The organism is uncultured Cohaesibacter sp. (assembly GCF_963556055.3).
Classification (GTDB): domain Bacteria; phylum Pseudomonadota; class Alphaproteobacteria; order Rhizobiales; family Cohaesibacteraceae; genus Cohaesibacter.
In genome coordinates, this window is record NZ_CAUVYE020000030.1 from 13,350 (window position 1) to 38,576 (window position 25,227).

The following is a 25,227-nucleotide window of genomic DNA, read 5'->3' on the forward strand; positions in this document are numbered from 1 at the left end:
CCAAGGCTCCTGACTTTCGAGCGAGTGATCAACGCATATCCTTTTTGACAATAGGATGCAAATGCAAAGCCGGGTTTTGACCAAGAGATGCGAGAAGTTGCATCGCATCATGAATAAAGGGTTTGTTTGCCTGTAAAACCCTCATTTGAAGGGGAGCAATACGATTCAATATTCTCACTGACCTTGCACTCTCTTGGCAGGAGTGGGATAGGAAAGGATCACAAGAAAATCTCCTCTACACGGACCACTCCCATGACAATTGCCCAGTTGATCAAACAAAACGGAGCAAGGCTCGATCCGTTGCGCACTGGCGATATATCGGCCGCCAAGCGTCACAAGGACGCATCAATATTGATTTCTTCCCACTACAACAGCTTCGAACGCATTCGAAAACGCCTGTTCAACGGCTCACTTTACAAGAATGGATTGTCTCCGTCTGCCATTCGCATCGTTGCAGCACTCGAAGATGTTGGTCTGGTCGGCAAGATGTCAGATGGTGGCTACAAGGCGCTCACCGCCGAGTCTCGACGCTTCATCACCGGGGGATGGCTCGAGGAGGTTTCGTGTCTGGCTTCCAACGAAGCGGGAGCGGATGAAGTGTTGTTCGGGCAACAGATCAAATGGCATTTCGACGACTATTTCGGAGAAAACGAGATAGACGTCATTGCCCGATTTGGCCAGAGACTGGCATTCTACTCCTGCAAGGCGTATAGCGCGACCTATCGCAACAAGAATGACCGTGGACGCAAGAAGCTGATGGAGGCGTTGCATGAGGCGGACAATCTGGTTGACCACTTTGGTAGCAAGGAAAGCTATGTCGGCCTCATCCTTTCCACTGACCTTTATGACGAATATGCCAGAAAGCCGAAATATGAGGCCTTGTTCGGCAAGGCAAAAGCCCTCAACGTCGATTTGATCACGCTTGAAGATCTTGAATGGAACAAGCTTGTCAAAGCCATGTCCCGCCCCAAAAGACAGAAACAATGAATACAGAGGATACTGACGCGTCTGATCCTGTGTGCCTCAGACCAAACGCTCATATATCACTAGTAAGTCCGCAATAACTTGGCCTCACAGCCATCACCGACTGATTGCAAGACGGTAAAACGCGAAACATTTCAAAAAGACGGGGATTTGGAGGCTCGAGCCGGAATCGAACCGGCGTACACGGATTTGCAATCCGCTGCGTCACCACTCCGCCATCGAGCCTTCCTTGCAAAAGTGGTGGAAGGTCAATAGCAAAAGGCCTCGACAGGCTCAAGTCGATTTCCACTAAAATTTGTGGTTTTTGGAAATATCACACAATTAATATATGTCTTTTGCTTTATAAAAAATTGCATTGGGCACAGATCTCTTGCAAGCAACCCATATGCGAGATATTTAGTCTAAATATAAATACTGATCCAACATCACTCACGGTTGAGCGAATGGGAATCGAATAATGAGCGCGACAAGCAAAGCCCGCAAACAGATGGTCGATACACAAATTCGTACCATGGACGTGACGTCCTATTCTGTCCTACAGGCATTTTCTGATGTTCCGAGAGAAAAGTTCGTTCCCGAGTCCTATCGTCCCTTTGCCTATACCGATGCCAGTATTCCCATTTCCGACCGTCGCACCATGACCCAGCCGATGCCCCTGTCAAGGCTGTTGCAATTGGCGGATATCAAAGCCGACAATCTGGTCATGATCATCGCTTCAGGCTCTGGCTATACGGCAGCTCTGGCATCGCGACTTGCCAATACCGTCGTCGCCGTGGAGCAGAACGAGATCCTTGCAGCGCAGGCCGAAAAGAGCATTTCCGGCCTCGGATATGACAATGTCGCGGTTGTGACGGCAGATCTCACAGAAGGCGTCCCATCACAGGGCCCCTATGATGTCATTCTGATTGATGGAACTGTGGAAGACATACCGCAATCCATTCTGGATCAGCTCAAAGACGGGGGCACACTCGTAACGGTAACGGGAAGCGACTACACCACCAAGGCAGTCAAGATCATTCGCACGGGCGACCATTTTTCCAGTGTCGCAGCCTTTGAAGCGTCCGCTCCGGTTCTCTGGCAATTCAAAAACGAGCAAGGCTTTCATTTGTCGTGAGAAATCGCATTTCTGAATATGCGTGAAACCGAATCTCCCGTTTGGGGAAATCGGTACTCGAATGCCTCGCATCCACTCAGCATCGACAATTGGAGGTTGCCTGTTGCGCAATATGTCAACATCAGCAAACTGTTATAACTGACGATTGGATAATGGCAATTTTCAGGCAATCATGTTCTCTAAGTGTTGCAAGAAAGCTGTATTCACATTTTTTTAAGATTTTCATTGCTGCTTGACCTATCAAATATGCTCTCTTCAGATTAAGGTCCTTTCAAAACGGCATTTAAAATTGCGGCTTTCTAAAAACCAGACGGGTCGCAATTGAATAATTAGGAGTATTGGTGTGGCTAGCCTTCGGACATTTTCGCTATGTGCGTTTTCTGCACTATGTTTTAACGTGACCTCTGCTAATGCAGAAAATCTCGCTCAAGCATTGTCTTTGGCATATAGCAACAACCCGACGCTAAATGCGGCAAGGGCTGGTCTTCGCTCAACCGATGAAAATGTCCCTCAGGCATTGTCTGCTTATCGCCCGACAGTGTCGGCATCAGGATCGGCGACAAGAACCTGGAGAGATTACGAGTATCTTTCCGGAACAAGCAGTCGCTACGCAGCAACCACAACAAGCCTCGGTTTGCAGGTTCAGCAGATTCTTTATCGCGGCAACCGCACCAGAAACGGCGTCAAACAGGCAGAAGCAGCCATTCAGGCAGCTCGTGAAAGCCTGAAGGCTACAGAACAGTCTGTTCTTCTGGATGTTGCCACTGCCTATATGGACATTCTGCAAAATCAGGCAATTCTTGAACTTCGCAAACAGAATGTCGCCTTTTTGAGAGAACAGGCCCGGTCAGCAAAAGACCGGTTTGCCGTGGGTGAAACCATCAATACCGATGTCAACCAGGCTGAAGCCAGTCTGGCCGCTGCAATTTCTCTGGTCTATGCGGCAGAAGCCACACTCTCCGCAAGTCAGGCAACTTATCAGCAACTCGTCGGCAAAAAGCCCGGTACTCTGGTCGCTGGTTATTCCGTCGACAACCTGTTTCCGAAATCAGTTGACGCTGCTGTAAAGCAGGGCATTTCGCAACATCCATCCGTACAAGCCGCCAAATTCAATGTTGACGCCAACGAGCTTGCAGTAAAGATTGCTGAAGGCGCATTGCTGCCCACAGTCAGCGTTACCGGCGAGACCGGCCGTAGCTGGACCAATCTTACCGGTGCAACGAATAGCGCCTCCATCACCGGCGCAGTCAGCATTCCTCTCTATTCTGGTGGCGCGAACCACTCTGCTGTCCGCCAGGCCAAGGAAACACTCGGCCAGACACGTATTCAGCTTGATCTCGCGCGCGATCAGATTCGGGCCGGCATCGTCTCAGCCTGGGGTCTCCTGCAAGCCAGCACCCAGCAGATCACGGCCGCCAAGGCTGGCGTCAAGGCCGCTCGCCTCGCAACGCGGGGTGTTGTCGAAGAACAGAAAGTCGGCCAGCGGACATTGCTCGATGTTCTGGACGCTCAGGAAGACGAAATCTCAGCGCGCATTTCTCTCATTGAGGCGCAGCATGATCGTATCGTGGCGTCCTTCTCCCTGGCATCGGCAACAGGCAACCTGTCCGCAGCAAACCTGAAGCTGAAAGTCAAACGGTATGACCCAACCGAACATTACAAAGCTGTTCGCGATAAATGGTTCGGTCTCCGCACTCCGGACGGCCGCTAAGCGAGCAAACGGGTTGAATTTCAGCCATCGTGATTCTTAATAGCCAGCTATCAGAGCTGGCTTTTTCTTTTGCTCTGCGTTTTTGAGACCATAAATTGGAGCGAAAACACCGAAAAATTCGACCACTTCCCAACAGAAAGCAACAAATTCAACCGTTAACAGATGGATAACGGGGAAATTAACGCTTAAATTCTTCACTCCACATGACAATGATGCTTTTTTTAGTAACGGATTTCAACAATTCGGCAAACAGCCTATAGTAAATGGATGAGCGAATCATGTTCGTGGCGGAGCGTGGGCCGTTCAGACCTGTTTGTCAGTAGTTTCGGGTGAGGCCATGTCGAATTCAAGCGCAGCTCAAGAACCCTCGATGGAAGAAATTTTGGCGTCGATTCGTCGAATTATCTCAGACGAGGAAGCTGCTATGGGCGATGAGAGTCCAGCACCTGAAGAAGCAGCACCGGCTGCCGACGAGCCCCTTAGCCAGGATGATCTGGATGCCCTTTTCGATGCTCCCGCAGCCCAGCCTGAAGAGCCGGTAGAAGCGGAAGAAGAGCCCGAAGAAGATGACATGGCTGCGGCCATGGCGGCAATGGCTGAAGAGGAAGCGCCCGAAGAGGAAGAAGAAGTTCTCGATTTGCCCGCCGAATGGCAGGAAGCCGATCTGGTCGAGCCGCAGGAGGACGATCTCGTCTTTGCGACTGAAGAAGAACCGCAAGAACCTGTGAAAGAGGAACCGGCGGCACCAGTTCCCTCATTCGAGCAAGCCGTCAACAAGACGCTTGAAGAGCAGGTTCCCAACATCCTCAAGTCCGCGTTCGAGACGACACCGATTGCGGATGGGCCTCTGCCGTCCATTCAGCCAGGCGCCCCCTTGGTTTCCGACGCCACGTCGCAACAGGTTACCAGCGCCTTCGGCAATCTCACGCATACAATACTCAACAACAATTCCCGCACCATCGAAAATGTTGTCGAGGACATGCTGCGCCCCATGCTCAAGGCATGGCTTGATCAGAACCTGCCGATCATGGTCGAGCGACTTGTCCGCGCCGAAATCGAACGAGTGTCCAGGGGCGAGCAGCATTATCGCTGATCGCCCGCACCAACTCATTTTTTCCGATCACTCCCATTTCCAGTGAATGGACCCGATTTCTTCGGGAAATTAACATTGAGCCGCCCAACACCGGTCGCTTGATGACGCAAATGGTTGACACCTATCTGTGAATGGGATTTACACCTAAACCGAGATTATTTTCGTTTCGCGCTTTCGCCCTGACGACTTGCCCGGGCTTGCGGCGAAACAAGACTCGAAATGACGGAAGCTGAAATCATCAGGTTTCGCTTCTGCGATATGGACGTGCAATGCTTGAAAAAACATTTGATGCGGCAACGGTTGAGCCGCGCCTCTATGATGCTTGGGAGAAAGCCGGCGCCTTCAAAGCCGGCGCAGGTAAGAAAGACGGACAGGACAGTTTTTCCATCGTCATCCCACCACCGAATGTTACCGGCTCTTTGCATATGGGCCACGCCCTGAACAACACACTTCAGGATGTCATGGTTCGCTATTACCGCATGAAGGGCAGGGACGTTCTCTGGCAGCCGGGCATGGACCATGCAGGCATCGCCACCCAGATGGTTGTAGAGCGCCAACTGGCAGCCAACAATGAGCCGGATCGCCGCTCCATGGGCCGCGAGGCCTTCGTTGAGCGCGTCTGGAAATGGAAAGGCGAGTCCGGCGGCACGATTTTCAACCAGTTGCGTCGCCTCGGAGCCACCGCAGACTGGTCTCGCGAACGCTTCACCATGGACGAGGGACTTTCCAAGGCGGTTCAGAAGGTCTTTATCGAGCTTTATAACGAAGGCCTGATCTATCGCGGCAAACGCCTTGTCAACTGGGATCCGAAATTTGAAACCGCGATTTCCGACCTCGAAGTCGAGAATAAGGAAGTCGACGGCCATATGTGGCACTTCAAATATCCGCTCGCTGGTGGAGAGACCTACACCTATATCGAGAAGGATGAAGACGGAAACGTCATTCTTGAAGAAGAGCGCGACTATATTTCAATTGCCACAACACGCCCGGAAACGATGCTCGGCGATGGTGCTGTTGCTGTTCATCCGTCTGATGAACGTTACGCACCGATTGTCGGCAAGCTCTGCGAAATCCCTGTCGGTCCGAAAGAACACCGCCGCTTGATCCCGATCATCACTGATGAATATCCGGATCCCGATTTCGGATCCGGTGCGGTCAAGATCACCGGTGCACATGATTTCAACGACTATCAGGTTGCCCGCCGCAATCGCATTCCGCTTTATCGCCTGATGAATGAACAGGCTGGAATGCGCGCCGATGGCGAGCCATATGAAATCTGTGCAGCAAAGGCAATTGCAATTGCCAAAGGTGCCGAGATCCCGAGCGAACGGGATGTTGATGCCATCAACCTTGTTCCGGACGAATATCGGGGCCTTGACCGCTTCGAAGCGCGCAAACAGATCGTTGATGCGATCACCGCTGAAGGGCTCTGCGTCTTTTCCAAGGACGAAGAAGGCAACACCGTTCCATTTGTCGAAAACAAGAAGATCATGCAGCCCTTTGGGGACCGGTCCGGTGTCGTTATCGAACCGATGCTGACCGACCAGTGGTTTGCCGACGCCAAAACACTCGCCAAACCGGCCATTGCATCGGTCAGGGAAGGGCGCACCAAATTCGTTCCGCAGAACTGGGAAAAAACCTATTTCGAGTGGATGGAAAATATCGAGCCTTGGTGCATTTCCCGCCAGCTTTGGTGGGGACATCGCATTCCGGCCTGGTTCGGCCCGGATGATCACATCTTCGTTGCCCATGACGAAGAGGAAGCATTCGCGCAGGCCAAGGCCCATTATGGCAAGGATGTTGAACTGAAGCGGGACGAAGACGTTCTTGACACCTGGTTCTCGTCTGCTCTATGGCCATTTTCCACCCTTGGCTGGCCTGACAAGACCCCGGAGTTGGAACGCTACTACCAGACCGACGTTCTGGTCACCGGCTTCGACATCATCTTCTTCTGGGTCGCCCGCATGATGATGTTCGCGATGCATTTCATGAAGGAAGAGCCGTTCCACACGGTCTATGTCCACGCCCTTGTTCGCGATGAACATGGCGCCAAGATGTCCAAATCCAAGGGCAATGTCATCGATCCTCTGAACCTCATTGACGAGTTCGGTGCGGACGCGGTTCGCTTTACCCTGACGGCCATGGCAGCACAGGGACGCGACATCAAGCTGGCCACAAGCCGCGTTGCAGGCTATCGCAACTTCGGCACCAAGCTGTGGAACGCCACCCGATTCACCCAGATGAATGGCTGCGAACGCAACGCAGATTTCGATCCGTCGGCGGTCAAGGAAACGGTCAACCAGTGGATTGTCACAGAACTGGGCAAAACACGCGATGAAGTGTCCGACGCCATTGAAACATACCGCTTCAATGACGCGGCCAATGCGCTCTATCGCTTCGTCTGGAACCTTTATTGCGACTGGTATATCGAGCTTTCCAAACCGGTTCTTCAAACCGAAGGCGACAGCGCGGCCAAAACCGAAACGCAAGGCTGTGCGGCATGGGTCCTCGATCAGATCTGCCTGCTGCTCCATCCAATCATGCCATTTATCACCGAAGAGCTTTGGGCGGAAACCGGCAAGTCGGGTCCGGCTCGCGATGGCCTTTTGATCCTTGAGCAATGGCCAACCTTTGCCATCGAAGACACCGGTGCTGCCGATGACATCAACTGGTTGGTCGATGTGATCACGGCAGTTCGCTCGATCCGCTCGGAAATGAATATCGCTCCCTCAACCCAGCTCAAACTTGAATTTGTCGGCACGTCGGACGAAACCAAGGCACGTCTCAAAGCCCATGATGCTGTCATCAAGCGTCTGGCACGGGCAGAGGATATCAAGATCTCCGATAGTGTTCCGCAAGGTTCAGCACAGGTCGTTGTTCACGAAGCGACGATTGCCCTGCCATTGGCCGGCGTCATCGACCTCGACGCTGAAAAGGCACGCCTTGAAAAAGAAATCGACAAGATTTCCAAGGTTGCCGAGAAATTCGAGAAAAAGCTTGGCAATGAAAAATTCATCGCCAACGCTCCGGCTGAAATCGTTGAAGAACAGAAAGCCAAACTGGCAGAACAGAATGAGCTGAAGGCCAAGGTGCAGGAAGCCCTTGATCGCATTCTCTCGGCACTGTAACCGCCAGGCACTTTACTGAATATAGCGCAAACCCCGGTGAAGCGATTCACTGGGGTTTTTGTTATTCGAATGAAATGGCCTTGTCATATGCATCAAGCCAAATGCTTCAGAAGATGAAGGGCTGCGCTTCATACTTCAAGTTTCATGTCTTCAGTCTCACAAAGTCAGCATGAAAATGGTTTTTTGTGAACAATAAGCCGCTTCTTTCAGTTGTATATTTATAGGCCTCAATGTTTCTGCTATCCGAAACCTTAACGAACCGTTTCATTTCCGTTACAGTCCTTTTGCAATTCTATCGCCAGCCTTCAAAGTGGTTGCGAGACGAGTAGCACCACCCATTTCGCTGACCCGAGTGTGGCTTGCAAGCCGTTTTATCACTCTGCGGTCGCACCATCGCTAGGATATAGGGAGACCTGAACATGTCCGACAGCAATCAAGACAAGAATGTCGACGTCACCCAGGCATGGCATGCTTCACAAAAACAGAAGTCATCGGCCAAGAAACTTCGGATTTTCGCTGCCATCTGTTGGTTGATTGCCATCGGCACTGAAATCGCCGGGATTGTTCTGCTCCTCAAGAACAAGTTTGACCAGGGAAACCTGCCACTGCTCATCGGCATTCTGGTTGGCATAGCGGTCTTCGCCATTGGCGGCAGCCTCTTGTGGAAAGCTGCCAACAAGCATAATCCGGCCAGCAAGTCCGAGAAATTCAAGTTTTTCATCCAGAACCAGCTCGGAGCCATTATCACGCTGATCGCGTTTCTTCCGCTGCTTGTCCTCATTCTGATGGACAAGGATATGGATCCGAAAAACAAGAAAATCGCCGGGGGTATTGGTGCCGTTCTTGTTGTTGTCGCAACGATGTTCGGCATCAGCTTCGATCCGCCTTCGATTGAGCAATATACTCAGGACATGAACGAGTGCGCCGCACAGATCAGATCAAATCAGCCCACGACTGCTTGCTCTCCGGAAGTTGCCGAACAGGCTCAGGACATAGCACGTGACACGGAAGCCGTGGTTGATGCGACCAAGGATGCTCAAAATCCCGATGGCCGCGACGTCGTTTACTGGATCACACCTCCCGAAGGCGAAACCCGCCACGATTCACCACGCGTCTTCCATCTCTGCAAGGATGTGAGCCCGCTTCGCGACAAGAATGTATCGAGCGGAACGGTAACTGAAGCCTATGCGCAAAATGCGATCCGCATTACAAAACAAATTCCCATGGAACAAAACCAGTGTGGTTTCACCACATCCAACTAGGCGGAATGCAGATCTTTAAAAAAAAGACCGCCGGACACTCTCCAGCGGTCTTTTTTCATGTCGAAATTTGGAATGGCCATGCCGCCAAAACCAGATGAGACAGGCAGGCAAACCAGCAATTTACCCTAGCTTTACGCCTTTCTCGCCGGCCAGATCCTGTATGAACTGCCAGGCAACGCGACCATTGCGAGCACCGCGTGTTGTTGACCATTCAAGCGATGAGGCACGTAATTGATCCTCATCCACATCAATGCCATAGGCTTTCACATAGCCCCGGACCATGGACAGATAATCGTCTTGAGAGCAATTGTGGAACCCGATCCACAGCCCGAACCGGTCAGAAAGCGAAACCTTTTCCTGCACTGCTTCACTCGGATTGATCGAAGTCGAACGTTCATTCTCTATCATGTCACGCGGCATCAGATGTCGTCTGTTGGAGGTGGCATACAAGACCACGTTTGACGGACGCCCCTCGATTCCGCCATCAAGCACCGCCTTGAGAGACTTGTAAGATGTCTCACCCGGATCGAAAGACAGGTCATCACAAAAGAGCAGGCATCGTTCCTCATGATCTCTCAGAATATTCATGAGGATAGGCAGGCTATTGATGTCTTCCCGCGCGATCTCGATCAGTTTCAGTGGCAATTCAGAGCCGCTCCGCGTCTGGTTCACCTCCGCATGGCATGCCTTGACCAGCGAGCTTTTCCCCATACCGCGAGCACCCCACAAAAGCGCATTATTGGCAGGCAAGCCATTGGCAAACCGTCGGGTATTTTCAAGAATGATGTCGCGATTTCGGTCGATGCCTTTAAGAAGATCCAAATCGACGCGATTGACCTTCTCCACAGGTTGCAAATGAGGCGTAGGCGATGCCTGCCAAACAAACGCATCCGCCACGCTCAAATCCACATGCTCCGCCTCGGGAGGAACCGCACGCTCGATTGAAGAGTGAATTTTTCCGAGAATTTCGGCAATTTCGGCAAGCATATCCAAGCTCATGAAAAGGCAGACTCCCTTTTAAGTCCCTTTGTTTCAAAATAGCTGCACAAAAACGGCAATTTAGCGAGGATTCACTCTTTCACTTTGAACAAAGGATGATTATGTCTAGCCTTGATTAGCAGAGTTGTACCGGATGTTGCAAACCCTCAACAGGCTATTTGCAAACGCCCTCAGGATCGTTATAGTCCGCACGAACTCAGAGGAGCCAAAAAAGGGCGGTACACGTCCACTGGCCTAAAAGGAGCAAGAAATGTTTGTAACGCCAGCATTTGCGCAAGGCGCAGGTGGAGCCGCCGCCGCACCGGAATTTTTGATTTCCGTTCTGCCATTCATTCTGATTTTCGTGATCATGTATTTCCTGATCATTCGCCCTCAGAGACAGCAGATGAAAAAGCACGCGGAATTGATCTCCAATGTTCGCCGTGGGGATACGATCGTGACCAATGGCGGTATCGTTGCCAAAGTCACGAACGCAACGGATGACCATGAAATCACCGTTGAAATTTCTGAAGGGGTCAAAATCAAGCTGATGCGCAAGTCAATTGCTGAAGTGCGCTCCAAAGGCGAGCCTGCTGGCGACGCCAATTGATCGCTTCCTGATTTTTAATCAATAGCACTCGGACAGTGTCCGGGTGCGCTGCCTATGGTGGTAGGATAGCCGCATGCTACATTTTGCCCGATGGAAGGTAGGACTTGTCTTAGTCGTTGTCCTCTTTGGCCTTCTTTTTTCTCTTCCGAATTTGTTTTCTGAACAAACAATCAATAATCTTCCCGACTGGCTGCCGAAAGGCAAGCTCGTTCTTGGCCTCGACCTTCAGGGTGGTGCCCACATCAAGCTGCAGGTAGAAAAAGAGGGGATCATCGAGGACCGGCTTGAAATTCTTCGCGGTGACGTCCGAACGGCGTTGCGCGAAGACAAGATCGGCTATACCGGGCTCGCAGCCAAGAATGGCGCGGTTCAGGTTCGCATCAGGGACCTCAGCAATCTTGCGGAAGCGGAAAAGAAAATCAAGACACTGGTACAACCGGTATCCTCTTCCCTTATGTCCGGCGGTGGCGCAACGGAGACCAGTCTTGAGGTGAGCGAAGACGGCCTCATCAAACTGGCTCTCACGGAAGAGGGCATCGGCGCACGCGTGAAGAGCGCCGTGTCGCAATCGCTGGAAGTCATCCGCCGCCGCGTGGATGAGCTGGGCACGACCGAGCCGTCCATTCAGCGTGAGGGCGACAGTCGTATTCTTGTTCAGGTTCCCGGTCTTCAGGATCCGGACCGCCTGAAGGATATTCTCGAGACAACGGCGAACCTGACTTTCCGCATGGTGGACACCTCCATGGCTGCGGAAACCGCTTTGCAGACCCGACCACCACTCGACTCAGAAGTTCTCTTTGAGGCCGAAGATCCCCAGAATCCGACAGAACAGAGCAATCGTGTTCCCTATCTCGTCAACAAACGCGTTCTGATTTCAGGCGATGAACTTGACGATGCGCAGCCCACCTTTGACAGCCGCACCAACGAACCGGTCGTTTCTTTTCGGTTCAACACGTCCGGCGCCAAGAAGTTTGCTCGTGTGACAGAACAGAATGTTGGCTTGCCTTTCGCCATCGTGCTTGATGACGAGGTGATCTCGGCACCGACAATCCGTGAACCGATTCGCGGTGGCTCTGGCATTATTTCAGGCTCCTTCACGGCCGAAAGTGCCAACGACCTTGCTGTCCTGATGCGCGCAGGTGCGCTGCCTGCAAAACTGACCATCGTTGAAGAAAGAACCGTGGGTCCCGGCCTTGGCAAGGACTCCATCGAAGCGGGTGAAATCGCTGGTATCGTCGGCGCTTTGGCCGTGGTTCTGTTCATGTTCCTCGCTTATGGCCTGTTCGGACTGTTTGCCAATGTCGCACTCGTCGTCAACATTGTGTTGCTGATCGGGGTTTTGTCATTCCTCGGAGCAACCCTGACACTGCCCGGCATCGCCGGGATCGTTCTGACGGTCGGCATGGCGGTGGACGCCAACGTGTTGATCTATGAACGTATCCGCGAAGAAAACAATTATGGCCGATCGACCATCGCCGCGATTGATGCAGGATATGCCCGCGCATTGGGAACCATTCTCGATGCCAACATCACGACATTCATTGCCGCTGTCATTCTCTTCTCGTTGGGTTCCGGCCCTGTGAGAGGTTTTGCCATTACTCTGGCAATCGGCATCATCACGACGGTCTTCTCGGCCTTTTCCTTCAACCGCTTCTTGGTGGCGACGTGGATTCGGTTCCGCCGTCCTTCCAACCTGCCAATTTGATGCAACCGAGATAAGGAAGATAAGGACATGAAACCAATTCGCATTATCCCGGATGGCACAAATATCCATTTCATGAAGCATCGATTCTGGAGCTTTCCTTTATCGGGAACTCTGGTCGTTGCCTCGATCATTATGTTTCTTGTTGCGGGCCTGAACTACGGCATCGACTTCAAGGGCGGCACGCTGATCGAGATCCAGACCGCTGAAGAGGTCGCAGACCTTGGAAACATTCGAGGCAAACTCAATGCGCTCGATTTGGGCGATGTGGAAGTGCAGGAATTTGGCGCTCCGAACGATGTTCTCATTCGCGTCGAAGCACAGGGTGGTGATGGCGAAGATGCCGAACTTGCGCAACAGCAGGTCGTTGATCTCGTCAAGGAAACGCTCGGCAACACGGTCACCTACCGCCGCGTCGAGGTTGTCGGTCCCCGCGTTTCCGGCGAGTTGGCAACCACGGGAACGATTTCCGTTCTGGCCGCTCTCTTTGCCGTGCTGGTCTATATCTGGTTCCGGTTTGAATGGCAGTTTGCCCTTGGTGCCGTCATTGCAACTGCGCATGACGTCATCCTGACCATCGGTATCTTTGCGCTGTTGCAAATAGAGTTCAACCTGACCACCATCGCGGCAATTCTGACCATCGTTGGTTACTCACTTAACGATACCGTGGTGGTTTATGACCGAATTCGTGAAGACTTGAGAAAATACAAAAAGATGCCATTGCGTCAGGTGCTTGATCAGGCGATCAACCAGACCCTGTCACGTACGACCTTGACATCCTTTACCACTTTGCTCGCCCTGGGGTCTCTCTACTTCCTGGGCGGCGAGGTGATCCGTTCCTTCACATTCGCCATGATCTGGGGTGTCTTTGTGGGCACCTATTCATCCATTTTCATCGCCGCTCCCTTGCTCATTTTCCTCAGCCTTCGGTCTGAGCAAGTTCAAAGCCCCGCTGAAACAGATGAAGCTGGCAATGTAAGTGCGCCTTAAGTGCCGATGCTTGAATGGCTATTCGGTAGGGCACGGACGTCCGTGCCACCAGAAACAAGGACAGCCGGGGAGGGTGAAGCTCTTCCCGGTAGCGAGCCAGATCAGGATGGCATTCTGGAAAACGCCGTCGCTCTCGCTTCCGGTGTCGACATCACCGATGCCCACTATCCCGGACGTGACCCGATAGACTATTACGGCAATGGGGGGTTCCGCTTTTCCAACATGTCTCATCGCGGTGCCTTGCTGGTTATACCCAGCGGCATTCACCGTTGGGACGTGGATGATTGGACAAGACTTGATCCGGAGAGTTTTTCCAAAATCTTTGCGGAAAAGGACGACATAGAAATCCTCCTGATCGGGACGGGAAACGATCCTCTCCCGCTTGATCCATCAATTGCCGATGCGCTTCGCAAGGCCGAAATTTCCTTTGACATAATGACCACAGGTGCAGCTGTCAGAACGCTCAACATTTTGCTATCCGAAGACAGGGCAGTCGCCGCAGCGCTTCTGCCGGTTGCGTGATCCGCGCAAGCGAGGGAAATGTGCCATGTCCAACAGCCAGACCGATTTCGAGTACTGCCAGACCAAATTGAAGAAAAACGCAGCTTTTCTGCATTTTTCAGCTCTCACCGTCACCGAAGAAGCAAGACCGGCCACCATGGCCCTCTATGCTTTCTATGCAGAACTCTCACGCATCTCGCGCCAGGTTACCAGTCAGGAAATGGGTGAAATCAGGCTGCAATGGTGGAATGATGTCGTTGAGGACGCAACCATCGACGGCCAAAAGGGGTGTGGCCTTGCCAATATCGGCCCTCTGGCATCGGCCCTCAAACAGATCCAGCGCCAATATAATCTGCCGCAACCGGAGCTTCTGAACATCATCAGGTCTCGAAGCTTTGATGTCGGCACGACACCCATGCCCAACCTTGAAGCCTATCAGGCCTATGTAATGGCGCTGAATGCGTCGCTGCTTCGTCTCACCATGCAGATACTCAACAATGGCGAGCCCGCAACCATCGAGAACGACCTGATCGTCCATTCCAGTCTTGCGATTGGATTGGCAAATCACCTGTTTTACTGGCCACAAGATGCCAGAAGAAACAAATTGTTCCTGCCACTGGATGCATTTGCGCGCCAGGAGGTGAGCGTTACTGGGATTTTCGACATCGAGACCTCATCAGGGCTTCACGCAGCTCTTGAGGACCTCTGCCAATTGGCACTCGCACACCATTTCAAGGCGAAGTCACATCTTGCATCCCTGAAAAAAACAGCGCAGTCCCACCTTGCTCCAGCCTTTCTGGGTCTGGCGATCTCCGAGAAGATGATCAAAATGCGCCAGAAACATCCAACGAAAGATCTCACCTTGCCGCTTTGGCGTGGCTACTGGAAAATCTGGCGCATGACGGCCTCTCTTTGACCCTGTTCAAAGTGGATTTTCCGCCAGCCAGTTTTTCGTATCACTGATCGCCCGCTTGGCCAGTGCCTTTTTCTTGGACAATTGCTTTTCAACGCCGCGCATCCTGCTGCCATCTTCCCGCTTGCGCGGAAAATCAACTGGCGGAAAGAGACCGAAATTGACATTCATTGGCTGGAATGACCGCCGACCACCATTGGAGTCGATCAAATGCCCACCGGTAATATGACCAAGAAGAGCCCCGAAAGCCGTTGTTTCTGGCGGTGGTACCGCCATTTTCCCCAGCACCTCGGCAGCAAGAAACCGACCGGCAAGAAGACCGATGGCAGAGGACTCGACATACCCCTCGCATCCGGTAATCTGCCCGGCAAACCGGACGTGAGGCAAGGATTTCAACCTCAAGGACCCATCCAACAGTTTGGGGGAGTTGAGGAAAGTATTGCGATGTATGCCCCCGAGCCGAGCAAATTGTGCGGTTTCAAGTCCCGGTATCATCCGAAAGACTTCGGCTTGTGCGCCATGTTTCATCTTGGTCTGAAACCCGACGATATTGAACAGCGTTCCGAGCTTGTTATCCTGCCGCAATTGAACAACGGCAAAGGGATCTTCATCCGGTTTATGCGGATTTGTGAGGCCCACCGGTTTCATTGGTCCGTATCGTGGCGTATCGAACCCGCGTTCAGCCATCACCTCGATCGGCAGACAGCCATCGAAATAGGCTGCCTTTTCCCACTCCTTGAACTCCGCCTTATCTGCGCCGAGCATAGCGCCTATAAAAGCGCGATATTCTTCTTCATTCATCGCACAGTTGATATAGTCCGCCCCCGTACCGCTAGGCCCTTTCTTGTCATATCGCGACTGGAACCAGGCCTTGGACATATCGATAGAATCAAAATGCACGATGGGTGCAATCGCATCATAAAAGGAAAGCGCTTCCTCGCCAGTTGCCGCAAGAATAGACTGCGAAAGCGCCTCGGATGTCAGCGGACCAGTCGCGACAAGGCACGGACCATCCTCCGCGCCAGGAATGGCGTCGATTTCATTTCGTACAATTTCGATAAGAGGATGCGCTGAGAGCTTTTCCGTTACTGCTTCTGAAAATGCCTCACGAGCAACAGCCAGGGCACCGCCTGCGGGAATCGCATTGGAATCGGCGCATGCCATAATGAGCGAGTTGGCCTCCCGCATTTCCTGATGCAGCACCCCCACGGCATTGGCTTGATGATCATCTGACCGGAACGAATTTGAACAGACCAACTCGGCACAATGATCCGAGACATGGGCATCTGTGGAACGGATAGGGCGCATCTCAACCAGCTTGACTGAAACACCGGATGACGCCAATTGCCAGGCAGCTTCCGATCCCGCAAGACCGGCACCGATAACGCAAACTGTTTTGGCTGTTTCGCTCATTCCGATAAAGGCTCCTTCAAAACGCTCCGGCATAAAAATACACCATCAAAACCGAAAATTCATGTGATTGAACCGTCGTACAGGTCAACGGTGAGCCGTTATCGATCATCAGTGTTGAAATTGCAAGCGACAATGATCTCTGCTCAAATATCTGCCTTTTGTTCTTCAGATAGCGCAGAATGTGTGAAATTCAAAAAGTTAACAAAACTTTACCGCTGGCATCGCATTTCATAAATGCATACACTGGCTGCATATTTTCAATGTCTGGATTCTCTCATTATGCTCGGTCGTTTTATATCATTTCGAAACATCACTTTCATAGCCACCGCTCTCATTCTTGCCGCATGCAACAGTCAGACGACCGGTTCTACTGATAGTTGGGTATCGAGAATGAATAACCGGGCACCGACCAAGTCGAACATCTATGTCTGTCATGCATTCGGCTGCACGCTCAAAACAACCTTCGTTCCGACGAAAAGAGACTTGTCACGCTTGCGTTCCATATTGCGGGCAGGGCGCCGCAGCCCCAAAGCGGAACGAAAAGCCATTGGTAACGCCGTGGTCTGGTTTGAAAAACGGGTCGGCCCAATTGTAGGCTCCAGCAATGACAAAGGCGGGCTCGACATGGAGAATGCCGGCGTTCCCGGACAAATGGATTGCATCGATGAGTCGAGCAACACAACATCTCTGCTTGTATTTGCACAAAGCCACGGATTTTTGAAATATCACAAGGTTCAATCCCCTGTTGCCCGCGGTTTTTTCCTTGATGGTCGATACCCTCACGCAACGGCGGTTGTTCTGGAAGAAAAAAGCGGGACGCGATATGCCATTGATAGCTGGGTTTATGACAATGGCAAATTCCCCAAAATCAAACGCCTGAAAGACTGGATGGCCGAAACGCCAAGCCGCAATTAGCCACCACTTTTCATAGGATTCGCCCCGCTTCCTTGCTGACACAATGAGCGTATGCCATGCCTTTATGGTGCATCGTCATAATAGTGCATCGGCAAGATGCAAATGGGCGGCTTTCGCTCAGACCTTGGCACACGAGCCAAGCCACAGCCTGACGGACATCTTTTCTCGCGCGGCCGAGATAGGATGCCCACCCTCCGCGTAGGGCTTCCCCGAATTCGCATTCAATTGACAGTTTTAAGGGATAGCAAATACGAAAAGCCCACCGGGGGAGGAGGTCCGGTGGGCTTCGTAAAATGTTTCAAAACGGGGAGGAGACGTTTCGAAACCACAGACTTTCGGGAGGAGGAGAAAGCCTGAATTCTTATATTTTGTTCATCTGCCGACCGACCGGCAGGCAAGCTGTGTGACGTCTGCGCGCGTAATACCCATTTCAAACAAATCGCGGTTTGAAAGACGATTCAGCTGATCGACCGTATCGCGATAGTTCATCCACTGCCTGCAATTCTGAACACCTGTATCTAGCATCTCAATGACCCTAATGTTCTGACTTGTAAGCGTAGCCCTAGTATTTCAACATCAGATCGGTGCGTCTCACTCGAGCACCTCGTCTCTGTTGATTTGATTTGTAGCAAAACTTCATCATAAGTGCACTGCACAAAAACGCATAGCTGGCTTGCCACACATGCAAATCTGTTATTCACTTTCAAACAGTCATCATAAAATTGCATGACTAAAACACGACAACAGAATTAATTGAATAAATACAGTGCGTTACTAAATTTTGACTGTAATTTGCCGATTTTACAAACCGATACGCAATTGCACGTAGTCTTTGCATTGAACAAAATTCGCCTTGGGGATTAGTGGTTTTAAAATTCCGAAAATGCGTAAATTGCAAAGAAATTTTTCGACAACAACAACAAGATTGTGCAACGCAACAACCATCATTCGCAACACAGCATGAAATGGATCAGCCAACACCCACCTTATTTGGCAAAAAGGCATAACCTCGTCAGCCAGACGAGCGGGCGCCCGGCTCATCGCAATAACGAAGCCTGCCTTGGTCGGCAGGCCCCAAACCCGTGCAACACATTTCGAAAAACGATAGAATCAGGATTTTGCGCTTCTACGTTCATTCAGCTCCTTGAGGAACCGACCCGTATAGCTTCTCTCGCAGGCCATGACATCCTCTTTGGTTCCCTCAATCACGATCTGCCCGCCGCCATCACCACCTTCGGGACCGAGATCCAGAATCCAGTCAGCGGTTTGAATGACTTCAAGATTATGCTCGATCACGACAACGGTGTTGCCTTGATTGACCAGTTCGTGAAGCACTTCGAGCAACTTTGCGACATCGTGAAAGTGAAGCCCGGTTGTCGGCTCATCCAGAATATAGAGCGTGCGACCCGTTGAACGCTTGGAAAGTTCCTTGGCGAGCTTGACCCTTTGCGCTTCCCCGCCTGACAGGGTTGTTGCCTGCTGGCCGATCTTGACATAACCGAGCCCAACCCGTTGCAGCGTGACGAGCTTGTCACGCACGGCCGGAACCGCAGAGAAGAAATCGGCGCCTTCATCAACCGTCATCTCCAGCACATCGGCAATCGATTTGCCCTTGAACTGCACCTCAAGGGTTTCTCTGTTATATCGATGGCCCTTGCAAACATCGCAGGTTACATAGACATCGGGCAGAAAATGCATTTCGATCTTGATGACGCCATCGCCCTGACAGGCTTCACAACGCCCGCCCTTCACGTTGAAGGAGAAACGCCCCGGCGCGTAGCCGCGAGCCTTGGCCTCTGGCAATCCGGCATACCAATCCCTGATCGGAGTGAAGGCACCGGTATAGGTCGCCGGGTTGGAGCGCGGCGTGCGGCCGATTGGCGACTGATCGATATCAATGATCTTGTCGATATGCTCAAGCCCTTCAATCCGGTCATGAGGCGCCGCCATGTCTCGCGCCCTGTTCAGCTTCATCGCTGCACTCTTGTAAAGCGTATCGATTAGGAAAGTCGATTTTCCACCACCCGAAACACCGGTCACGCAGGTAAAGGTTCCCAGCGGGATAGATGCCGTAACATTCTTGAGATTGTTCCCGCGCGCATTCACCACCGTGATCTTGCGGTTCTTCTTTCCCTTGCGCGGAGCATGGTCAACACTGATGACCTTGGTTCCCGAGAGATACTGACCCGTGAGCGATGCCGGATCGGCCATGATTTCCGCAGGCGTGCCCTGAGAAACGATACGCCCGCCATGAATGCCGGCCCCAGGGCCCACATCCACGACATAGTCGGCTTCAAGCACGGCATCTTCATCATGTTCCACCACGATCACGGTGTTGCCCAGATTACGCAAATGCTTGAGCGTCTCCAACAAACGCGCGTTATCGCGCTGATGCAAACCGATTGACGGTTCATCTAGCACATAGAGCACACCTGTCAGCCCGGAACCGATTTGCGATGCAAGACGAATACGCTGGCTTTCGCCACCAGAAAGAGAACCTGAACCTCGAGACAGGGTCAGATATTCAAGCCCCACATCGTTGAGGAATTTCAATCGATCACCGATTTCCTTCAAAATGCGCGCGGCGATGTCATTTTGCTTCTCGCTCAAATGCTCTGGCAATTGAGTGACCCAGTCGGCAGCCGCCCGGATCGAAAGACTGGCGACTTCCGAGATATGCTGACCATTGAGCTTGACCGCCAGAGCTTCGGGCTTCAACCGGTTTCCATCGCAGGCCGAGCAGGGGTGAGAAGACTGGAACTTTCCGATATCCTCACGCACGGCACTGCTTTCGGTTTCGCGGAACCGTCGCTCGAGATTGGGAATCACCCCCTCAAACGGCTTGGTGGTTTTATAGGACCGCGCCCCGTCATCATAGACGAACTGAAGCTTTTCCTTGCCCGTTCCGTAGAGGATGACCTCTTGCGCCTTGAAGGGCAGCTCGATCCAGGGAACAGTCAGCTTGAAATCATAATGGCGGGCAAGCGCCTCGAGCGTTTGCCGGTAAAATGGGGAATTGCTTTTCGACCATGGTGCAATCGCACCGTCCTTGATGCTGCGTGAGGTGTCCGGAATCACCAGTTCCGGACTAATCTGCAATTCACTGCCAAGCCCGTCACAGGTGGGGCAAGCACCGAAGGGATTGTTAAAGGAAAAAAGCCGTGGCTCGATTTCCGGAATGGTAAAACCGGAGACCGGGCAAGCAAATTTCTCCGAAAAGGTGATGCGCCTTGCCTCGCCCTTGTCATCCTTTTCATCGACAAGCTCCACGATTGCAAGACCGTCGGCAAGATCGAGCGCCAACTCCAGCGAATCCGCAAGACGCTTCTCGATTCCCTCCTTGACCACCATACGATGAACGACAACTTCGATATTGTGCTTGAATTTCTTGTCAAGCGTGGGCAGGTCGCCATCATCATGCATCTGCCCATCGATGCGAAACCGCGTCAAACCGCGTTTGACGAGATCGGCCAGCTCCTTTTTGAACTCTCCCTTGCGCCCGCGCACAATCGGAGCAATCAGCAAAAAACGCGTCTTTTCTGGCAGTTCCATGACCCGGTCAACCATCTGGCTGACCGTCTGGCTCTCAATGGGCAGGCCCGTTGCCGGGCTGTAGGGAATACCGACGCGAGCGAACAGAAGGCGCAAATAGTCGTAGATCTCGGTAACCGTGCCAACCGTAGACCGCGGATTGCGCGACGTGGTTTTCTGCTCGATGGAAATGGCGGGAGACAGCCCCTCGATCGAGTCGACATCCGGCTTTTGCATCATTTCCAGAAATTGTCTGGCATAGGCAGACAGAGACTCGACATATCGCCTCTGTCCTTCAGCATAAATAGTATCAAAGGCGAGCGAGCTTTTACCAGACCCAGACAAGCCGGTCATCACCACCAGTTGATCGCGCGGAATGTCCAGATCGACATTCTTGAGGTTATGCTCTCGCGCTCCGCGAATCGAAATCGATTTTTGAGAATGAGCGACCGGCTTGTTTTTGTCTTTACACATGTTGAACAATCTCTATTCGTGCCATCAATACCCGATTTGGCGATACGGCTGATCATTGTGGGAGGATCACAAACGGCCTTGGAAAAAATACAGAGCCATCAGTTCCAATAATGCCCGCCGAGAATCAAGGCAATTTTTGAAATTTCGGGCTTGCCGGGGTGGATACTAGCCGCTAGAAACGGGTTTGTACACATTTTGTTCTTTACTTCTCGAACACGTGAACAAACTTCTGGAGAATGTGATATCCTCTTCGTCGAGCCTTCAAAGAATGGGGATTGCGACAATGCATTCTGGAAGTCAGCGATCAAGCCGAATATGCTTGTTCGAAATTTTTTGCGCTCTTCAGAGTGTGTCAGCAACAAGAAAACAAAGGACGAGCAAATGGCCGGAAGTGTGAACAAAGTTATCCTGGTCGGCAATCTCGGTGCGGATCCGGATATTCGCAGAACACAGGATGGCCGCCCGATTTGCAACCTTTCCATCGCGACATCTGAAAACTGGAAAGACCGTAACAGCGGGGAACGTCGCGAGAGGACGGAGTGGCACCGTGTTGTCATTTTCAACGAAGGTCTGTGTCGCATTGCCGAACAATATCTGCGCAAGGGCTCGAAGGTTTATCTCGAAGGTCAGCTTCAGACACGGAAGTGGCAGGACCAGAACGGGCAGGATCGCTATTCCACCGAAGTCGTTTTGCAGGGCTTCAATTCCAACCTCACCATGCTGGACAACCGCGGTGAAGGCGGCGGCGGCGGTTTTGGCGGCGGCTCACAAGGCGGAGACTTCGGCGGAGCTGGCGGCGGATTCGGCGGCGGCTCATCCGGCGGCTTTGGCGGAGGGTCAGGCCCACAGGGTGGCGGTCAGCCATCGGGCGGGTTCCGCGATGAAATGGATGACGATATTCCGTTTTGATCTGCGCCAATTTTCAAACAAAACCCGGCCACGAGCCGGGTTTTTCTGTTTGGAATGACAACAGCCCTGATGGACGAAGACAATGCATCAGGCGCCAACTGGCAGACCTCTGAAGAGCAGAAACCTTGCTTGTCTTAATTGACAACAGGGTCGGCATAACGCGACTCTTCATAGTCTATTGCAAATCCCGAAATGCAGAGATCATCATATTTGGAACCGGGATAGACGGAATTTATGGTCATGCGAATGCGCGTGAAGTTTTTCCAACCGTTTGGAAAGGCGAGCACTTGCTGCCCAAACTTGTCCTGAAGACGATAGGTAATATACGTCCCGTCGTCGAACTGCAACTTCACATCCCTTGCTCTGGCATTTTCCTGAAAAGCTTTCTTGCTTTTCTGGTATCCATTCCAGAAATACACCTTCTGCGCCATGGATTCGGGTCTGTTCGAATATTCGATCCATTCTCCGGAGCCATTGCCATAGGCGCCTTCACACCAGGCCCGACCGACATTATCCTCCCAACCATCAAGATTACCGGGACGATAGGTCGCCACTTTCGAATTCGGCAGCACCGAACTTGCGCAATAGGTGATGCTGTCGACCAGATCAGTACCAACATTGAAATGGTCACAATCCGCAGCTTTTGCGACGGATCCGAAAAGACTGATAGAGAAAATAAAAACGCAAAACGAAGCCAGCGATCCCGACGCTCCTCGCGTAAAATGAACAAACATCAAAAGCCTCCCGACATGGTCATGGCAACAACAAAAGACAGGGGCACCGGCAAGCAAACGGCACCCTCTGATCTCTCATTGTCTCACATGGACCGGGACAAGCACAGCAATCAAATCAAACGTCGCCGTCTAACTTCTGTTCGACCTCCAGATGATCCTTGTGAGATTGTGCTTCTATATAGATTCGGTGAACCTGAGGCACGCGCTCCCGAATATGCTGCTCAAGATCGGCAATGACATTTTCCAGTTGTCCCACAATCATGTCATTTCTGAAATCCAGGCTGATTGCAAGCAGGATCTCGTGCGGTCCTCGATGCAGTGTTCTGAGTTCGTTAATTGTGGTAACAGCCGGATGAGTCGCGACAATTTTCGTGATTTCCACCTCGGTTTCATTCGCCGCCGCTTCACCAATCAACAGACTTTTGGTTTCAAATGCCAACAAAAAGGCCGTTACACCCAGAATGACGCCAATTACGATGGATGCGGCACCATCCATCCATGGAATCTGTGCAAAATAGGCGATACCGATCCCCACTGCGGCAACGATCAAACCAAGCATTGCAGCGGAGTCTTCGAAAAGAACCGTGAACACTGTGGGGTCTTTGGACTCAGCCACAGCCCGGAAATAGCTTCTCTGACCCTTGGTATTGCGGAATTCCTGGAGCGCAACATACCAGGCCCAGCCTTCAAAACAGAAAGCCAGTCCCAATACTATGAAGTTTATCAATGGGTTGCCAATGGGTTCGGGATGCAGAACCTTGTGAATGCCCTCATAAAGAGACAAGCCCGAGCCAACTGCAAAAATCAGCAATGCAACAACAAACGCCCAGAAATAAAGCTCGGCTCCATAACCGAAGGGATGCTTCTTGTCCGCCGGACGCCCAGACCGTCTAATACCATAGAGTAACAACCCCTGATTACCTGTATCAACCAGACTATGAATGCCTTCTGACAGCATCGCCGAGGAACCCGTATAGAAAGCCGCACCAAATTTTGTAATTGCTATCAGCGTGTTACCGGCCAATGCGGCATAGATTACCTTCTTTGATCCATGTGCAGCCAAATCAATTCTCCCGCTATTAATACCTAAGGTATGATCAAAATAGTCCTTCTAACGAATAGACCGATAGAGGAAAATACGCAAAATATTTTCACAGCCCTTTGACAATGCCTGTCTTTTCTTATATTCGTACTTACTAATATACGCATTTTGACAACAGGAGAAAGTTTCCCAATGCGCAAAGCACTTAACAAAAGAGGCGTTTCAGTTCTTTCAGCCTGTTTGTTCGCGCTGACCACCACCGCTCTTGTCAGCGGTGCTCATGGCTTCACCGTCAAACAAACGACCATCGAAGACAGAAAAGCTGTCTACGCAACAGTTCAAAGCACGGACTCGCTTTCAGCGCGTGTCAGAACATCCGGAACGATCACCGAATTGTCTGTTACCGAAGGCAGCTTTGTCGAGGCAGGCGAGACAATCGCTCTGGTTCAGGATCCCAAGCTGAAATTGCAGATTGAAGCCCTCGATGCGCAAATCAATGCGGCTGAACGGCAGGTGGACAACCTGCAAATTTCCAAGGAACGTGCAGAACAGCTCTTTGCAAAGGGGTCGACGACCAAAGCCAATCTTGATCAGATCAACACCAATTATGACGTTGCCGTCAGCAATCTGGAGGCAGCTCGCGCACAAAAGGCTGTTGTTGTCCGTCAGCAGGAAGAGGGCGCCGTCCTGGCCCCACAAGCTGGCCGTGTGCTTGACGTTCCAGTCACTGTAGGTTCAGTGGTCATGACGGGGGAAGCGGTCGCCACCATCGCCAAAGACAATTATATCTTGCGCATTTCCTTGCCTGAAAGGCATGCACAGTTTCTCAAGAAAGGCGACAAGGTCGAGCTTGCGGGCCGGGGCTTGAATTGCAACGAGACGTGCAACCGTACCGGAGAAATCGCCAAGGTCTATCCCGAAATCGCAGAAGGTCGGGTTCTGGCCGATGCAACGGTTGATGGTCTTGGCGACTATTTCGTCGGTGAACGCATTCAGGTTCGCATCGGGGCAGGGAGCCGCATGGCCTATCTGGTTCCCCATGACCTTGTTTTCACCCGCTTCGGCATCGATTTCGTCCGCGCCAAGACATCCGACGGCAAAGAGGCCGAAATCGCGGTTCAAATTGGACAGGTCTACAATCTCGACGGTCAGGACATGATCGAAATTCTCACCGGGATCATGCCTGGTGACGAACTGATACAGCCCTGAGGGACGCTGATTAA

The 25,227-nt window shown here is 51.9% G+C and carries 20 protein-coding genes and 1 tRNA gene; 14 read left to right on the plus strand and 7 right to left on the minus strand.

The genetic code is table 11. The features are described from left to right. Nucleotides 1-252 precede the first annotated feature (252 nt). Nucleotides 253-987, plus strand: coding sequence for a Card1-like endonuclease domain-containing protein (locus ACHZB8_RS17995; RefSeq protein WP_316862348.1), 735 nt, complete (start codon nucleotides 253-255; stop codon nucleotides 985-987). 148 nt (nucleotides 988-1,135) lie between these two features. On the opposite strand, the gene ACHZB8_RS18000 is transcribed toward ACHZB8_RS17995, so the two are convergent. Continuing rightward, a tRNA-Cys gene (locus tag ACHZB8_RS18000) sits at nucleotides 1,136-1,209 on the minus strand. A gap of 232 nt (nucleotides 1,210-1,441) precedes the next feature. Here ACHZB8_RS18000 and ACHZB8_RS18005 point away from each other — a divergent pair. The 5 genes from ACHZB8_RS18005 (at nucleotide 1,442) to ACHZB8_RS18025 (ending at nucleotide 9,292) form a co-directional block, all read left to right on the plus strand. Then, nucleotides 1,442-2,098, plus strand: coding sequence for a protein-L-isoaspartate O-methyltransferase (locus ACHZB8_RS18005; RefSeq protein ID WP_316862349.1), 657 nt, complete (start codon nucleotides 1,442-1,444; stop codon nucleotides 2,096-2,098). 397 nt (nucleotides 2,099-2,495) lie between these two features. Continuing rightward, the gene (locus tag ACHZB8_RS18010) at nucleotides 2,496-3,809 is read left to right on the plus strand and encodes a TolC family outer membrane protein (RefSeq protein ID WP_316862351.1); all 1,314 of its coding nucleotides are present in this window, start codon (nucleotides 2,496-2,498) and stop codon (nucleotides 3,807-3,809) included. A gap of 424 nt (nucleotides 3,810-4,233) precedes the next feature. Beyond that, on the plus strand, nucleotides 4,234-4,902 hold the full coding sequence (locus tag ACHZB8_RS18015; protein ID WP_316862352.1) for a DUF2497 domain-containing protein: 669 nt from the start codon (nucleotides 4,234-4,236) through the stop codon (nucleotides 4,900-4,902). Nucleotides 4,903-5,171: 269 nt separating this feature from the next. Next, the gene (locus ACHZB8_RS18020) at nucleotides 5,172-8,030 is read left to right on the plus strand and encodes a valine--tRNA ligase (protein ID WP_316862353.1); all 2,859 of its coding nucleotides are present in this window, start codon (nucleotides 5,172-5,174) and stop codon (nucleotides 8,028-8,030) included. 419 nt (nucleotides 8,031-8,449) lie between these two features. Beyond that, nucleotides 8,450-9,292, plus strand: coding sequence for a hypothetical protein (locus tag ACHZB8_RS18025; protein ID WP_316862355.1), 843 nt, complete (start codon nucleotides 8,450-8,452; stop codon nucleotides 9,290-9,292). 120 nt (nucleotides 9,293-9,412) lie between these two features. Here ACHZB8_RS18025 and ACHZB8_RS18030 read toward each other — a convergent pair whose 3' ends face one another. Next, nucleotides 9,413-10,291 (minus strand): ATP-binding protein, encoded by an 879-nt coding sequence (locus ACHZB8_RS18030; RefSeq protein ID WP_316862357.1) that lies wholly within the window; start codon nucleotides 10,289-10,291, stop codon nucleotides 9,413-9,415. 250 nt (nucleotides 10,292-10,541) lie between these two features. Between ACHZB8_RS18030 and yajC the strand changes: the two genes are divergently transcribed. The 5 genes from yajC (at nucleotide 10,542) to ACHZB8_RS18055 (ending at nucleotide 14,989) form a co-directional block, all read left to right on the plus strand. After that, nucleotides 10,542-10,880: a preprotein translocase subunit YajC gene (gene yajC / locus ACHZB8_RS18035; protein ID WP_316862359.1), complete on the plus strand. Its 339-nt coding sequence runs from the start codon at nucleotides 10,542-10,544 to the stop codon at nucleotides 10,878-10,880. A gap of 73 nt (nucleotides 10,881-10,953) precedes the next feature. Then, entirely contained in the window at nucleotides 10,954-12,585 is a 1,632-nt protein-coding gene (gene secD, locus ACHZB8_RS18040; RefSeq protein ID WP_316862360.1) for a protein translocase subunit SecD, read from the plus strand. A 27-nt stretch (nucleotides 12,586-12,612) separates the two neighbouring features. Continuing rightward, a complete protein-coding gene (secF, locus tag ACHZB8_RS18045; RefSeq protein WP_316862361.1) occupies nucleotides 12,613-13,572 on the plus strand; it encodes a protein translocase subunit SecF in 960 nt (319 codons plus the stop codon). Between the two features lie 114 nt (nucleotides 13,573-13,686). Further along, nucleotides 13,687-14,094 (plus strand): MTH938/NDUFAF3 family protein, encoded by a 408-nt coding sequence (locus tag ACHZB8_RS18050; RefSeq protein ID WP_316862788.1) that lies wholly within the window; start codon nucleotides 13,687-13,689, stop codon nucleotides 14,092-14,094. A gap of 25 nt (nucleotides 14,095-14,119) precedes the next feature. Continuing rightward, nucleotides 14,120-14,989 (plus strand): squalene/phytoene synthase family protein, encoded by an 870-nt coding sequence (locus ACHZB8_RS18055; RefSeq protein ID WP_316862362.1) that lies wholly within the window; start codon nucleotides 14,120-14,122, stop codon nucleotides 14,987-14,989. A 6-nt stretch (nucleotides 14,990-14,995) separates the two neighbouring features. Here ACHZB8_RS18055 and trmFO read toward each other — a convergent pair whose 3' ends face one another. Beyond that, nucleotides 14,996-16,399, minus strand: coding sequence for a methylenetetrahydrofolate--tRNA-(uracil(54)-C(5))-methyltransferase (FADH(2)-oxidizing) TrmFO (gene trmFO / locus ACHZB8_RS18060; protein WP_316862363.1), 1,404 nt, complete (start codon nucleotides 16,397-16,399; stop codon nucleotides 14,996-14,998). 390 nt (nucleotides 16,400-16,789) lie between these two features. Between trmFO and ACHZB8_RS18065 the strand changes: the two genes are divergently transcribed. Continuing rightward, on the plus strand, nucleotides 16,790-17,314 hold the full coding sequence (locus ACHZB8_RS18065; protein ID WP_316862365.1) for a hypothetical protein: 525 nt from the start codon (nucleotides 16,790-16,792) through the stop codon (nucleotides 17,312-17,314). A 372-nt stretch (nucleotides 17,315-17,686) separates the two neighbouring features. On the opposite strand, the gene ACHZB8_RS18070 is transcribed toward ACHZB8_RS18065, so the two are convergent. Both ACHZB8_RS18070 and uvrA read right to left on the minus strand, forming a co-directional pair. Further along, the gene (locus tag ACHZB8_RS18070) at nucleotides 17,687-17,839 is read right to left on the minus strand and encodes a DUF1127 domain-containing protein (protein ID WP_316862367.1); all 153 of its coding nucleotides are present in this window, start codon (nucleotides 17,837-17,839) and stop codon (nucleotides 17,687-17,689) included. A gap of 585 nt (nucleotides 17,840-18,424) precedes the next feature. Then, complete coding sequence (uvrA, locus tag ACHZB8_RS18075; protein WP_316862369.1) at nucleotides 18,425-21,319, minus strand: excinuclease ABC subunit UvrA; 2,895 nt, start codon at nucleotides 21,317-21,319, stop codon at nucleotides 18,425-18,427. Between the two features lie 381 nt (nucleotides 21,320-21,700). On the opposite strand from uvrA, the gene ACHZB8_RS18080 reads away from it, so the two are divergent. Continuing rightward, nucleotides 21,701-22,228, plus strand: a complete 528-nt coding sequence (locus ACHZB8_RS18080) for a single-stranded DNA-binding protein (protein ID WP_316862370.1) — start codon at nucleotides 21,701-21,703, stop codon at nucleotides 22,226-22,228. A 134-nt stretch (nucleotides 22,229-22,362) separates the two neighbouring features. On the opposite strand, the gene ACHZB8_RS18085 is transcribed toward ACHZB8_RS18080, so the two are convergent. Together ACHZB8_RS18085 and ACHZB8_RS18090 are read right to left on the minus strand one after the other, a co-directional pair. After that, nucleotides 22,363-22,962, minus strand: coding sequence for an NADase-type glycan-binding domain-containing protein (locus tag ACHZB8_RS18085; RefSeq protein ID WP_316862372.1), 600 nt, complete (start codon nucleotides 22,960-22,962; stop codon nucleotides 22,363-22,365). Nucleotides 22,963-23,077: 115 nt separating this feature from the next. Then, nucleotides 23,078-24,025: a cation diffusion facilitator family transporter gene (locus tag ACHZB8_RS18090; protein ID WP_316862373.1), complete on the minus strand. Its 948-nt coding sequence runs from the start codon at nucleotides 24,023-24,025 to the stop codon at nucleotides 23,078-23,080. 171 nt (nucleotides 24,026-24,196) lie between these two features. Here ACHZB8_RS18090 and ACHZB8_RS18095 point away from each other — a divergent pair, with 171 nt between their 5' ends. Beyond that, complete coding sequence (locus tag ACHZB8_RS18095) at nucleotides 24,197-25,213, plus strand: efflux RND transporter periplasmic adaptor subunit (protein ID WP_316862375.1); 1,017 nt, start codon at nucleotides 24,197-24,199, stop codon at nucleotides 25,211-25,213. The last annotated feature ends 14 nt before the right edge of the window (nucleotides 25,214-25,227 follow it).

Coding starts and splice junctions, on each gene's coding strand:
- ACHZB8_RS17995 (WP_316862348.1), top strand. CDS start 253: ATGACAATTGCCCAGTTGATCAAACAAAACGGAGCAAGGCTCGATCCG.
- ACHZB8_RS18005 (WP_316862349.1), top strand. CDS start 1,442: ATGAGCGCGACAAGCAAAGCCCGCAAACAGATGGTCGATACACAAATT.
- ACHZB8_RS18015 (WP_316862352.1), top strand. CDS start 4,234: ATGGGCGATGAGAGTCCAGCACCTGAAGAAGCAGCACCGGCTGCCGAC.
- ACHZB8_RS18020 (WP_316862353.1), top strand. CDS start 5,172: ATGCTTGAAAAAACATTTGATGCGGCAACGGTTGAGCCGCGCCTCTAT.
- ACHZB8_RS18025 (WP_316862355.1), top strand. CDS start 8,450: ATGTCCGACAGCAATCAAGACAAGAATGTCGACGTCACCCAGGCATGG.
- ACHZB8_RS18030 (WP_316862357.1), bottom strand. CDS start 10,291: ATGAGCTTGGATATGCTTGCCGAAATTGCCGAAATTCTCGGAAAAATT.
- yajC (WP_316862359.1), top strand. CDS start 10,542: ATGTTTGTAACGCCAGCATTTGCGCAAGGCGCAGGTGGAGCCGCCGCC.
- secD (WP_316862360.1), top strand. CDS start 10,954: ATGCTACATTTTGCCCGATGGAAGGTAGGACTTGTCTTAGTCGTTGTC.
- secF (WP_316862361.1), top strand. CDS start 12,613: ATGAAACCAATTCGCATTATCCCGGATGGCACAAATATCCATTTCATG.
- ACHZB8_RS18055 (WP_316862362.1), top strand. CDS start 14,120: ATGTCCAACAGCCAGACCGATTTCGAGTACTGCCAGACCAAATTGAAG.
- trmFO (WP_316862363.1), bottom strand. CDS start 16,399: ATGAGCGAAACAGCCAAAACAGTTTGCGTTATCGGTGCCGGTCTTGCG.
- ACHZB8_RS18065 (WP_316862365.1), top strand. CDS start 16,790: ATGAATAACCGGGCACCGACCAAGTCGAACATCTATGTCTGTCATGCA.
- ACHZB8_RS18070 (WP_316862367.1), bottom strand. CDS start 17,839: ATGCTAGATACAGGTGTTCAGAATTGCAGGCAGTGGATGAACTATCGC.
- uvrA (WP_316862369.1), bottom strand. CDS start 21,319: ATGTGTAAAGACAAAAACAAGCCGGTCGCTCATTCTCAAAAATCGATT.
- ACHZB8_RS18080 (WP_316862370.1), top strand. CDS start 21,701: ATGGCCGGAAGTGTGAACAAAGTTATCCTGGTCGGCAATCTCGGTGCG.
- ACHZB8_RS18085 (WP_316862372.1), bottom strand. CDS start 22,962: ATGTTTGTTCATTTTACGCGAGGAGCGTCGGGATCGCTGGCTTCGTTT.
- ACHZB8_RS18095 (WP_316862375.1), top strand. CDS start 24,197: ATGCGCAAAGCACTTAACAAAAGAGGCGTTTCAGTTCTTTCAGCCTGT.